At 46.5% G+C, this 11,952-nt stretch carries 12 protein-coding genes; 10 read left to right on the top strand and 2 right to left on the bottom strand.

What is annotated here, in order from left to right; all coding sequences use genetic code 11:
* Nucleotides 1-78: 78 nt before the first annotated feature.
* Nucleotides 79-519, bottom strand: coding sequence for a GNAT family N-acetyltransferase (locus J2T16_RS15580; RefSeq protein ID WP_499018681.1), 441 nt, complete (start codon nt 517-519; stop codon nt 79-81).
* Nucleotides 520-755: 236 nt separating this feature from the next.
* On the opposite strand from J2T16_RS15580, the gene J2T16_RS15575 reads away from it, so the two are divergent.
* The 6 genes from J2T16_RS15575 to J2T16_RS15550 all read left to right on the top strand — a co-directional run bounded on the left by J2T16_RS15575 (nt 756) and on the right by J2T16_RS15550 (nt 5,756).
* On the top strand, nt 756-1,196 hold the full coding sequence (locus J2T16_RS15575; RefSeq protein ID WP_154984489.1) for a MarR family winged helix-turn-helix transcriptional regulator: 441 nt from the start codon (nt 756-758) through the stop codon (nt 1,194-1,196).
* 85 nt (nt 1,197-1,281) lie between these two features.
* Nucleotides 1,282-2,394, top strand: coding sequence for a glycosyl hydrolase (locus tag J2T16_RS15570; protein ID WP_499018679.1), 1,113 nt, complete (start codon nt 1,282-1,284; stop codon nt 2,392-2,394).
* 138 nt (nt 2,395-2,532) lie between these two features.
* Nucleotides 2,533-3,408 carry a diguanylate cyclase domain-containing protein gene (locus tag J2T16_RS15565; protein WP_154959555.1) on the top strand — a complete coding sequence of 292 codons (876 nt, stop codon included), beginning with the start codon at nt 2,533-2,535 and terminating at the stop codon, nt 3,406-3,408.
* Between the two features lie 18 nt (nt 3,409-3,426).
* On the top strand, nt 3,427-3,570 hold the full coding sequence (locus J2T16_RS15560) for a hypothetical protein (RefSeq protein WP_167375743.1): 144 nt from the start codon (nt 3,427-3,429) through the stop codon (nt 3,568-3,570).
* Nucleotides 3,563-4,858 (top strand): glycosyltransferase family 2 protein, encoded by a 1,296-nt coding sequence (locus J2T16_RS15555; protein ID WP_090921414.1) that lies wholly within the window; start codon nt 3,563-3,565, stop codon nt 4,856-4,858. Before J2T16_RS15560 ends, J2T16_RS15555 begins: the two co-directional genes overlap by 8 nt.
* Before the next feature lie 169 nt (nt 4,859-5,027).
* Nucleotides 5,028-5,756: a class I SAM-dependent methyltransferase gene (locus J2T16_RS15550; RefSeq protein ID WP_090921416.1), complete on the top strand. Its 729-nt coding sequence runs from the start codon at nt 5,028-5,030 to the stop codon at nt 5,754-5,756.
* A gap of 188 nt (nt 5,757-5,944) precedes the next feature.
* Here the strand turns inward: J2T16_RS15550 and J2T16_RS15545 are convergent, their stop codons facing one another.
* Nucleotides 5,945-6,730, bottom strand: coding sequence for an ABC transporter ATP-binding protein (locus tag J2T16_RS15545; RefSeq protein ID WP_499018676.1), 786 nt, complete (start codon nt 6,728-6,730; stop codon nt 5,945-5,947).
* A gap of 454 nt (nt 6,731-7,184) precedes the next feature.
* Between J2T16_RS15545 and J2T16_RS15540 the strand changes: the two genes are divergently transcribed.
* From J2T16_RS15540 to J2T16_RS15525, 4 genes are all read left to right on the top strand, one after another.
* On the top strand, nt 7,185-8,102 hold the full coding sequence (locus J2T16_RS15540; RefSeq protein ID WP_418792713.1) for an ABC transporter permease: 918 nt from the start codon (nt 7,185-7,187) through the stop codon (nt 8,100-8,102).
* 29 nt (nt 8,103-8,131) lie between these two features.
* A complete protein-coding gene (locus tag J2T16_RS15535; RefSeq protein WP_499018674.1) occupies nt 8,132-9,013 on the top strand; it encodes a carbohydrate ABC transporter permease in 882 nt (293 codons plus the stop codon).
* A gap of 81 nt (nt 9,014-9,094) precedes the next feature.
* Nucleotides 9,095-10,690, top strand: coding sequence for an extracellular solute-binding protein (locus J2T16_RS15530; protein ID WP_499018671.1), 1,596 nt, complete (start codon nt 9,095-9,097; stop codon nt 10,688-10,690).
* A 38-nt stretch (nt 10,691-10,728) separates the two neighbouring features.
* Entirely contained in the window at nt 10,729-11,697 is a 969-nt protein-coding gene (locus J2T16_RS15525) for a LacI family DNA-binding transcriptional regulator (RefSeq protein ID WP_154889954.1), read from the top strand.
* Nucleotides 11,698-11,952: the final 255 nt, after the last annotated feature.

Below are 11,952 nucleotides of genomic sequence, written 5' to 3'. Positions count from 1 at the left end.
ATGTACTCACTGACGAAGTGAAGATAGAGGCGTTTTCTTTGAGTTGCAAGCTAATTTCGAACGGAGAGATCATGTCTCTTAGTTCAGCTTTTTTGTCATCAGCAGATGGGGAATGCCATCCTCCATGAATTCGTCGGAAGCCGGAGCATAGCCAAGACGTTCATAGAAGCCGGAGGCTTGAACCTGTGCGTGCAACTTGGCTTTCTCTAATCCGTCCTTTCTGGCCATCTCCTCCAGCTTGTTAATTAATACACGGCCCAGACCATGCTTGCGGTAATCCAGCATCACGCAGATGCGTTCCAGCTTGGCTACTTGCTCTACGATGCGTAGTCTGGAGGAGGCGGCAGGTACACCATCCACATAGAGCAGGATATGGCGTGCTTCTGTACCTAGCGCATCAAAGGCATCGAATTCATCGGAGGCAGGTACGCCTTGCTCTTCCACGAAAATGGCCATACGAATGGCAAAGCACGCATCAAGCAGTTCCGGGGTGTTTGCTTCAACAACAGTTATATTCATGAATCGTTCTCCTTTACCTAGTCGGATGGAATATCGGAATGGAATTGAAAGTGATACACTGAACTAGTGTAGTTATATCATCAATTATGTTGCGAATGCAACAATTTTATAGGAGTGTGAACTCTGTGACAGAACCGAAAGAACCTAAATTGGCCAACGAACCGACTCAGCCGAACGATGAATCGCAGGAAGTACATGAACTGAACGAGCCAAGAGAAGTGTTGCGCGAGATTGGCATGATTGCCCGCTGTCTGGATTCCATCAGCAATGTGGAGTTTCAGCATTTGAACTTGTCCCGTGGACAATATTTGTACTTGTACCGCATTTGCGAGAACCCTGGCATCATTCCGAACCAGCTGGCTGAACTGATCAAGGTGGATCGTACAACGGCAGCAAGAGCGATTAGTAAACTGGAATCTGACGGATTCATTGTCAAACAGCCGGCATTGGGTAATAAGAAGAATAAGGTGCTGTATCCAACCGAGGCTGGGCTTGAAGCATGGCAGTTCATTCGCAAAGAAGGTGTGCATTCAGATCAGGTAACGTTGGATGGTCTGACACAGGAAGAGATTGAGACAGCAATCCAGTTGCTGCGGAAGATGAGACATAACATTGAGGTCGATTGGAAATTTGTTAAAAAGGGCGGTCGCCGCCCATACATGGATATCCATGATTAAGCGCACACTGTGGATAAGGCCTACTTCCAAAAATGTAAGAAGTGGCTCAGTTGCTCCGTCATATATTCCCGTCAGGAGGAATGGTGTGAAGTTTATTTTCCGAAAAAAGCGGTCATGGTACATATTACTTGCGGTTGTTGTATCTGTAGCGATTGTACTGCTATGGAGGGAGCGGTTTGTGATGGAGAAGGTGTCCCCTACAGTCGCCTTTGTTAAGGAACATATGACGAATCCTAATGGCATACTTGCAACCTATTTGCAGGAAGCGGCGTCGGAGAGAGCAGACATCGTTGCTGGCCGAGAGGCACTGTCGGAGTCGCTTGGATTGTGGATGCAGTATGCTTTGGCAAGTGATAACGAAGTTATGTTCGAGCAGGCCTACAAGCAGCTCCAGACATACTATGTGATCAGGCCCGACATCTATATCGCCTGGAAGCTTAATCCTCAAGGGAAATCCCATGTAGCAACCAACGCGTTAGGTGACGATCTGCGGATTATGGGGGCTCTGTTGCAAGCAGCAGACAAGTGGAAACAAGGCAGAGCAGACAAACTGGCGACCGCATCAGCCCTTTCCCGAACATTAACGCAGCGAACCGAGCAACAGGGGTATCTGGTTGATTTTTATGATTTCAAAAGTGGACATTCCACGGACACCTTAAGTCTGGTCTATGTGGATTTGCTCGCCTTGCAAGCGATGAGAGACCATCAGATGCTGGGTCCGGACGTTTACAGCAGGTACGAGGATATACTGCATAAAATGCCTGACGATGGATTATTCTATCCGAAGAGCATGAATGTCAATACCAAGGCTTACACCTACGATGAGAAAGTCAATCTGATTGATCAGCTCATCGTTGCCAATCATGTGATGGAGATGGGGCACAAACCCGACAAGCTGATTGCTTTTCTAAAAAAAGAGTTCGGCACTCGGGGTAAGCTCCCCGGACAGTATGATCGTAGAACACAGAAACCAGCCGTAGATTATGAATCGGCAGCGGTATATGGTCTATCCATCCTGCTTGCTGTTCGCTCAGGTGATCCAAATTGGGCAAAGCAGCTGTATCAACATATGATCACACTGCGAGGGCAAGACACACGATATCCGGGCGGTTACGTATTTGACGGAAACACCCACCTGTTTGATAACTTGTTTCCGTTGCTTGGCGAAACTTATTTATATAATTTTCTTAAAAAGTAAATTTTTATTTATATAATCCAAGATTATATGTTACTATATTATTGTCTTTAATTGTCGGTTTTTGTTGAATTTTCGGTTGATAAAAAAAGAGGTGTTGGCACCGAGTCATTCTGAAATTCGATGCAGAGAAGGAGGACTATGAGAAATAACGCACCTACCCAGCGTCTGGCCTGGGGTTACGCAATCTTGATTAGTCTCGCCATCGTACAGCAGTTCTTTGTATATCTCCACTTGTACATGAATCAAAGTTACACCAAGCTGGATGTTGTACTTAGCATAGCGTCACTAGGGGCGCTAGCCGCGGGGCTTTTGCTTCCTGTTGGTGTATCCGTCGTACTGATATTTATATACTTGGTCACTTATTTTGTGTGGCTCGTGACTTTCGCAGAACCCAATGCGCTCGTGTTCTCCTGGTGGCTACTTATTCCGGCGAACACGGCAATCGCTGCTTATATCAAAAGAAGACTTGTGCGTAGTGCACGGGTGATTGAACGTCTGGAGCAGATGAAGGATCACAATCCAGAGATCGATCTGGATACAACGCTGGGCAATAAGGAAGCACTTGGAGATACATTGGTTAAACAGAGCAACCTTGCCAGACGTTATTCAGACTGCTATGGGTTCAGCATCGCCATGTTTAAGATTGAATTTCTGCCGCTTGTGCAGGAGTCACTTGGTTCAGTTCGGTATTCCCAATTCCTGCTTGAGATCTCACAGTCGATTCAGAAACAAATTCGATACGAGGATCACAAATTTTTTGTGGACCGCGGACGATTTGTCATTTTGTGTCCGATGGTCAATGTGGATTACTTACCGATGTTAACCCGCCGGATTAAAAAAAATATTATGGATATGGATGTGCTCGATAAAAAGGGGAACCAGCTCCAGACCATTATCAAATCAGGCGCACTGGTTTTTCAGAAGGAACAATTCAGCAAGTATGACAATCTGGACGCTGTCCTTGCCGCGTTGGAACGAAACACGGAGACGGATTTAATCGGGGAATATATTTAACCGAAAGGAGCGAGGCTTATGGATTATATGTCCTGGTTTATCCCGATCTGTATTGCCGTCAGTTGTATTTTTGTGGTGTTTACCATCGGATTAACGATTGCCACGCTCCGATTTCGCTCTAGGGTAATTCGAAGGTATGATCGGAGGAAAACGGATGGCTGATTTCATTCTGATCTTGTCGATATTCAGTATTTGGATCGCTGTGTTCGAATCGATCGTCATTATGGCCGGGGCTATTCGTTTTATCCACAAGCAGGAGAAGAAGGGCATTCAGATTCCGGAAAATATGGATCATTATCCGAACGTCACGGTTATGGTACCTGCTCATAACGAAGGTCTGGTCATCGTGGCAACAGTGGAGCATATTTTGCGACTGAACTATCCTGAGGATAAGGTGCAGGTGATTGTCATTGCAGATAATTGCACAGATGACACAGCCGATCGGTTAAAATCGTTCCTTGGACAGACCAGTTATGTGCACCGTAACGTCACGGTACTTGAACGCAAAGGTACGGGTGGAAAATCCGGTGCACTGAACGACGGACTGGAACTGGCCACCGGCGATTGGATCTGTATATTTGACGCAGACGCTGCTCCAGAGCGAAATTCACTGATGTTCCTCGCACAAAAATCACTGGAGAATCCTGAACAGTACGGGGTTGTATTTGGCCGAAACAAAGCGCGTAACCGTGGGCAGAACTTCCTCTCCAAATGTATTAATCTCGAAATTATAACGTCTCAGCGTGTCTACCACACCGGGCTGTGGGAGCTGTTCAAGCTGGGGACCATTCCGGGCACGAATTATATTATTAAGACAAGCCTAATCCGGGAAATCGGCGGCTGGGATGTGACCGCCATTACGGAAGATACGGCATTGTCGTTTGAAATTATGAACCGGGGTCAGTTGGTGGCCCTAGCGCCGCAAGCGGAAGCATATCAGCAGGAGCCAGAGCAGCTTGGTGTATACATGAAACAGCGTGAACGCTGGGCCAAGGGGAACTACCAGGTGGTTCTGGATAACATTCATAACCTGTTCAACCGTTCCAGCTGGCGCAATAAATTGCTTGTTCTCTACTATGCGGTCAGTTACTTCTGGTTTATGTTGGCTATTATTGTGTCGGACATTATCTTTGTGGTGAACCTTGTTTATCAGGTTATCGCAATATTCAAACCGGAGGTCAGTTCTCCATTCCAGTTTGCTGGGGACGCATATGTCTACCTGGTCATTGGTTGGGCACTGATGTATTTCATCTATGTTCTACAGATCAATCTGGCACTGGCAGCGGATATCGGGCAGAGCAACACCCGGAATTTTATCTACGCATGTGTATCCTATTTCACATATGCTCAGCTCTTTATTCTGATTTCGATCCGGGCCTTTTACAATCTGCTGATGGACAAGATTCGTAAACGCGAGAGCAAGTGGTACAAAACTGAGCGATTTGGCTAGGAATTAAACAACTCAAACCAAAGTAGAAGGCTGTTTGCGGAGTGGGCTCCGGCAAGCAGCTTTTTTTATGGTGAGAGATGCTTGAATCCGGTATACTTTTACAGAATATAGCCCGCAGCAGGGTGAACCACACTAGTGTATAACTCATAGAATGGGGGTCAGTGCAGATATGAGTGAAAGAGGTTCTGATTTTTACGATAATAATGAGGTATTTGAGACGTATATGGAACGTCGTCAAGGCCAGGATAACGCCAATGATACGTTGGAGAGACCGGTTATGCTGGAGTTGGTCGGGGATGTTACGGGTAAACATATTCTCGATCTCGGTTGTGGAGACGCAAAATTTGCGGTAGAACTACTTGGCGAGAGGTATAATGGCTTGTCTTATACAGGTATTGAAGGTTCAACGAATATGGTTCGGGCTGCCCGCAAGTCCGTTCAGGGATTGAATGCCCGGATTGAGCAATCTTATCTCGAAGAGTGGACGTATCCTGTACATTCATATGACCTTGCCATTTCAAGACTGGCGATCCACTACATCGAGGATGTTGAAAGCCTTTTTCGTAAAGTGTATGGGGCACTTAAAAAAGATGGAACCTTTGTTTTTTCGGTAGAGCACCCGGTGATTACTTCAACGCTGCAACCCTCCGGAACACGAACCAATTGGATCGTAGATCAATACTTCGTCGAGGGGTATCGGGAGCAGCAGTGGCTTGGGGGTTCCGTCCAAAAAATGCACCGTACCATTGAATCGTATTACATGGCCCTGCAAGAAGCTGGATTCCGAGTGGAGCAATTGCGTGAATCAGCACCTAAGCGTGCAGAATTCGTCAATGAAGAGACGTATCAGCGCAGACGGCGTATTCCGCTTTTTCTGTTTCTCTCCGCACGGAAGTAGGCTAAGGAAGAGGCAAACATAGAATCGAAGTTATACTCAGATTGGCGAAAGTTTTACACAGAAAACCGTGGATAACACAATATATAGGAGTAGAAAACCCAAAAACTATCCACATGTGGATAAGTCTTTGGGTTTTACTTATTGTTATGCCCATATTTGATGTGCTCTTTTTCATTGGTAGGGTGTTTTTAACCTTTAGATGCTGCTGCCCGTACATAAACTCGTTCACCATGCTGATCTACTTCTACTGGGGCTTCAAAGAAATCACTTAATACGTCCTGTGTCATGAGATCAGCGGTTAATCCACACCCAAAAACTTCACCCCGACGGAGTAAAAGGCTGTGCCTGAAGACGGGCAAAATTTCCTCGGTATGATGCGTTACATAGATCAGCGAAGGTGAGTCTGAACGTGCTGTCAGTTCACTGATGCTGTCCAGTAGACGCTCTCTGGAAAATAGATCAAGCCCATTACAAGGCTCATCCAAAATGAGCAGCTGTGGATTCGCCATCAGGGCACGGGCAATGAGCAATTTCTGCTTCTCCCCCTGCGAGCAAGTGCGATACTCACGATCCCACAGATGCTGGCAATCCAGCGTTTGCATCCAGTGCATTGCCTGATTCAAATCTTCGTCTGCCAGTTTGTCGTACAGACCGATCGTAGCGTGTTTCCCACTAATCACGACATATTGCGTGCGGTCAGAAGCGTATAGTTTCTCTTGCAAGGAGGAGCTCACCCAGCCAATCGACTTTCGAAGCTCCCTCAGGTCTACACTGCCATATTCATGACCGAGTACCGAGATGTTGCCTTCCGTAGGCCACAGGTAGCCGGTAATCATATTGAGGAGCGTTGTTTTGCCAGAGCCGTTCAGGCCAAGCAGCGCCCAGTGTTCGCCTTTGTTTACACGCCAGCTGACATCGTTCAGCAGGGTGAGGGATTCTCTTTTCCAAGTCACATGCTCTATATCAATGATCATTGAACCATTCCTTCTCTCTGATAAATATCGCGCCTCCGTTTCTCAACTTATTGTATTGGAACTGTTATGGAAGTATCAATAGCTTTCCAATGTGGGTACCATGCAATATTCACGTTTGCTCCTCGGGGCATGGCGTTATAAAAATTAAAGGGTATTCCTGATTTTGTTGTTGCTAAACATTCAAGACTCTGCTAAGATGAGAAAAAGTTTATGAAAGCGTATACATTTAAATTAAAATTACAACGTTGTAATTATGGGGGATGTAAGATTTGAAAAGGTATAGTTGAGGCATGAACGAGACTGAATAAATGCAATTTTTCTCGTAATTATGCGGTATAGTATAGGTCGTTACAAAATTGTAGTTAGCCTAATATCAGATGTATTACAAGGGAACAGATTTTTTTTATCAAAAAATTCAAACGTTGTAATTTTGGAATGAAGGGGAGTGTTTACGTTGAAAAAACGCATGTCCACGCTGTTCAGTCTGATTCGGCGGGATAAGTATTTGTTGCTGATGTTCTCACCAATCTTTCTGTATTATCTCATCTTCATGTATCTGCCCATGCCGGGTGTATTGCTTGCCTTTCGCAACTTTATACCGGGTCAAGGCATGTTCAGTGGCGAATGGGTGGGGCTGCGCTGGTTTGAGCAGTTCGTCAACTCGATTTACTTCTGGCGGCTATTGCGTAATACCTTTTTACTGGCCTTTCTGCCACTCTTGTTCGGTTTCTCCATCCCCATTCTATTTGCAGTCTGCATCGTAGAGATTAAGAATCGAACCTTTAAACGCTTCGCGCAAACCGTAACTTATCTTCCTCACTTTATCTCCACCGTTGTGGTGGCCGGCATTATTATCAACTTCCTATCACCAACAGACGGTATCATCAACACTCTAATCGCAAGACTCGGTATGGAAAAAATAAACTTCATGATGGATGCCAGCTGGTTCCGTACCATTTTCACAAGTTCAGACATCTGGCAGAGCTTTGGTTTTAGCTCCATCATCTACATCGCAGCCATTATGGGCATTGACCCCGAGATGTATGACTCCGGCAAAATCGACGGTGTGAACAAATTCCAGGAATTGTGGCATCTAACCCTGCCAAGCATCAAACCAACCATTGTTATTCTGTTGCTACTGTCGCTCGGCGGTATCATGAGCGTAGGTTTCGAGAAAGTATACCTGCTCTATAACGGAGCCACATATGAAACGGCAGATGTACTGTCTACTTATGTGTACCGTATGGGGATCGAGGGTCAGAACTATGGATTCGCCACAGCTATTGGACTATTCAACTCCATTATCACCTTTATCCTTGTTTTTGCAGCCAATACTCTGACTCGCCGCCTGACCAAAATGTCACTCTGGTAAAACACACACTGATCCAAAGGAGAGCCTGTATGCAAAAATCGAGAAGTGACCGATTATTCTATCTCTTCGTCTACCTGCTGACCATTCTGGCGGTTGTAGTCACCTTATATCCATTCCTGTACGTGGTCAGCATTTCCTTCAGCTCGGTTGATGCCATCGATAAACAAAAAGTGGTGCTCTGGCCTGTGGGGTTCACTCTCTCAGGATATAAGATGGTACTGCAGTACAAGGAACTGTGGGTGTCCTTCTATAACACGGTCTGGTATACCGTTGTAGGCACGTTGCTGAACATTGTAGCAACTTGCCTGGCTGCATTTCCTTTGTCGAGACAGCAGTTTTTTCTACGGCGCAAGCTGAACTTTTTTATCGCTTTCACCATGTATTTCTCAGGTGGACTCATTCCGGTCTACATGCTGATCACATCGCTTGGTCTGTACAATACGCGCTGGGTGATGGTGCTGCCTGTACTGGTAATTACGTTCAACGTGATGATCTGTCGCTCAGCCTTCGAAGGCATTCCGAATGAAATTTTTGAAAGCGCAAGCATTGATGGAGCGAATGAGATGACGATGTTGTATCGTCTGGCCGTTCCAATTATCAAGCCTACACTAGCCGTGCTGACGCTGTACTACGCCGTATTCCACTGGAATAATTTTTTCTCAGCCTTACTGTATCTAGGCAAACAGGATATGCAACCGCTCCAGATGTTCCTGCGAAGGGTGCTGATCATGGCTTCGCCAGAAGTTATGCAGAAGATGGGCGGTACGATGACATCCGGTGCACTGGCGGTTTCATCGCTGCAGGTTCGTTATGTATCTATTGTGGTCAGCATTCTGCCGATCGTGATGATCTACCCGTTTATCCAACGGTACTTCGTTAAGGGCATTACCCTCGGAGCCGTGAAAGGATAGAGTGCATTACCAAGCACCACAGTCATTCAAGCAAGTCATTCAAGGGAGTTCAAAAAGGTCCATACCAAGGAGGAATGATGGATGAAAGTCAAAGGGGCAGGAAGAAAAAGTGTAATTGCGGCGATACTTGCGATCAGTTTGGCGGGTTGTAGCGGGGGAACGGGTGCAGGAACCGATGCGGGGAAAACACCTGAGAGTACAGAAAAAGCCTTCAATTATACCGGCGCTGGGCCGGTAACGGATCAACCGGATGCGAAGCTGTCAGTCCTGGCAACGAACGCATGGACAACCAACGTGGATCTGTCCACCGCAGCCATCGTTAAGAAAATTGAGAGTAATGCGGGTGTGAAAGTAGATTGGGATCTGATCCCTCCTCAAAACTATGCGGATGCGGTCAATCCGAGGCTGGCTGCCGGCACGGGGCTCCCGGATATCGTGTACCTGCCGGATCAGGATCAATTAATGAAGTACATTAACAGCGGTCTGTTCATCCCGATTAATGACCTGGTAGAGAAGTATGGCGTTAATCTCAAAAAAATATATGAAAAGTCGCCATCCGTGAAAGCCAGTTTAACCACGCCAGATGGTAAAATGTATTATGTTCCACAACAAACGCTGACGCGTAACTACATGCCTGTATTCATGGTGAATGAGCGTTGGCTCAAAAAGCTGGGACTATCTGAACCAACTACGCTGGATGAGTTCACAGCGATGCTGCGCAAATTTAAAACAGATGACCCGAACGGCAACGGCAAAGCCGATGAGATTCCATTGTCGATGGAATCGAAGTTTGTGCCCATGGCCTTCGGCCCAGCCTTTGGACTTGATCTATCGAACAATTTCTATGCAGATGATCAAGGCAAAGTAGACTTTAGCTATTATGAGCCTGCTTACAAGGAATACCTGACTTACTTGAATGGTCTGTACAAAGAAGGTCTGCTGGGGGTGGACTACGCGAGTACCACAAGCGACCAGGTTACTTCACGGATCTCGCAAGACGTAACGGGAGCGACGTTTAATTTCAGCTGGTATATGTCGATGGTTTACAGCCCGCTCTTCAAGGATTACAAGCCCGAAGAGCCGATCATCAAAGGTATTCTACCATTAAAAGGGCCACATGGAGATCAGTTCTACATCGGACGTACACCGGTTAGTGGTATCTTCGGCATCAGTAAAGATAGCAAAAATCCGGAACTGGCTTTCCGCTTCCTGGATTATGCAGTCAGTGATGAAGCACAGACATATTACACTTGGGGCATCAAGGATGATACGTATACAGAAGAGAATGGCGTGAAGAAATTCACGGATAAAGGTAAAGACAATGAATATATCCAAAAGCTCGGAATTGGCCCAGTCAACCTGCCAAACATCCAGTCCACGGATTCAGCGGATTCGATCGTTGCACCTTGGCATGCGAAGCTGGACAAAGAATTAGAGAAATATGTGCGTGAGCCGTTCCCGTTTGTGTATGCTTTGCCGGATGAAGCGAGCGTAGAGAGCATGTCGATGCCTGACATCACCACGTATGTGGAAGAGATGAACTTCAAGTTTATTAGCGGTGATGCAAGCCTCGATCAGTTCGACAAGTACATCGAGACACTCAAAAGCATGAATGTTGAACAGGTGATCGCAGGCAGACAAGCACAATACGATCGCTATAAAGCTGCACAGAAATAAGAGACAGGTTTCAGGCATATGAGAGGTGTTGATTCAATTTGATTACTATTAAAGATATTGCCAAACTGGCGGGGGTGAGCTACAGCACGGTATCGAAAGCGCTGAATGATGATCCCCGGATTAAACCGGCGACCAAGCAGAAGGTGCTCGCGGTAGCGGAGAAACACCAATACCGGAAAAATATGCTGGCCCGGCAACTCTCCACCGGCAGAAGCAATATCATCGGTTTTGTGCTGGACGAACTGAGCAATCCATTGTTCTCCAACATTTCGGGTAGCCTGCATACCGAGCTGAAGAAGCGAGGATATCAGATGATTCTGGTTGTTGCCGATGACGGGGTGGACGTGTTCAGCCAGCTGCGTGTCGATGGTTGTATTCTGTGGGACTATGCGCTGGACAACCGGGATGCATTTTGGAAAAAGTTTGCGACCCTGAACATGCCGTGTTTTGTACTCGGTACAGATGAAGCCCCGAACTCTCCTTACATCAAGATTGACCGTAAGGAGGGTCTGTACAAGGCTGTGGAGCATCTGAAATCCCTCGGTCACAGCCGAATTGGATTCATCGGTAACTCGCAGCATGTCAAGCTGGAGGGTTATCGGGAAGCCTTGCAGCGCACAGGACTGGTTTTCAATGAGGACGATGTGTTGCCTGCGCATTCTTCGTGGGAAGACGGATATTTCGCGATTCGGAACTATACGTTTGGCGCGGAGTCTCCCACGGCATTTATCGGCTTGAACAACCTCGTTACACGGGGAGCACTTCGGGCGTTGCTCGAAGCCGGCTACAGCGTGCCGCGTGATATCTCGATTATCGGTTACGACGATCTGCCGGATATGCAGTATGCCGAAGTGGCATTGACCACCATTGGTCCACCGCTGGATGAACTGGCCGCTCAGGCGGCAGAGCTCATCGTATCCCTGATTCGTGACGAGCGGGTGGATGTACCGGTTGTCATCCAGCCGAAGCTGAATCTTCGTAATTCAACAGCAACGTGCCGGCAGTAATGCCGGCTTTAATAGAAAGCTAGTTCAGCTCTAAAAGTAGTAAGTGAATGTATAATTGAATGAAGAACTATCCCATGTTGAGTTATTATTTTGCACACCAACGGAGAGGACAGAAAAAACCTGAAAAAGTGAAGCGTTCGCCTTTATCACCGGATTTTCCCTTTAATAAAAGGGAATTGAAAAAAATCTGGTGATAACAGCGATTGGAAGGTTATTCTGTCATTGGAGTAAGCGTGTAAACATCTTTAGTTCAAA

The sequence above is a fragment of the Paenibacillus intestini genome (genome assembly GCF_030803945.1).
GTDB lineage: Bacteria > Bacillota > Bacilli > Paenibacillales > Paenibacillaceae > Paenibacillus > Paenibacillus polysaccharolyticus.
Note: the sequence above shows the minus strand (reverse complement) of the source record. Positions and strands in the feature narration are given on the sequence as shown.

Bases quoted from the DNA above. Each gene is read 5' to 3' on its own strand.
- J2T16_RS15580 (WP_499018681.1), bottom strand. From the start codon at position 519: ATGAATATAACTGTTGTTGAAGCAAACACCCCGGAACTGCTTGATGCG.
- J2T16_RS15575 (WP_154984489.1), top strand. From the start codon at position 756: ATGATTGCCCGCTGTCTGGATTCCATCAGCAATGTGGAGTTTCAGCAT.
- J2T16_RS15565 (WP_154959555.1), top strand. From the start codon at position 2,533: ATGAGAAATAACGCACCTACCCAGCGTCTGGCCTGGGGTTACGCAATC.
- J2T16_RS15560 (WP_167375743.1), top strand. From the start codon at position 3,427: ATGGATTATATGTCCTGGTTTATCCCGATCTGTATTGCCGTCAGTTGT.
- J2T16_RS15555 (WP_090921414.1), top strand. From the start codon at position 3,563: ATGGCTGATTTCATTCTGATCTTGTCGATATTCAGTATTTGGATCGCT.
- J2T16_RS15550 (WP_090921416.1), top strand. From the start codon at position 5,028: ATGAGTGAAAGAGGTTCTGATTTTTACGATAATAATGAGGTATTTGAG.
- J2T16_RS15545 (WP_499018676.1), bottom strand. From the start codon at position 6,730: ATGATCATTGATATAGAGCATGTGACTTGGAAAAGAGAATCCCTCACC.
- J2T16_RS15535 (WP_499018674.1), top strand. From the start codon at position 8,132: ATGCAAAAATCGAGAAGTGACCGATTATTCTATCTCTTCGTCTACCTG.
- J2T16_RS15530 (WP_499018671.1), top strand. From the start codon at position 9,095: ATGAAAGTCAAAGGGGCAGGAAGAAAAAGTGTAATTGCGGCGATACTT.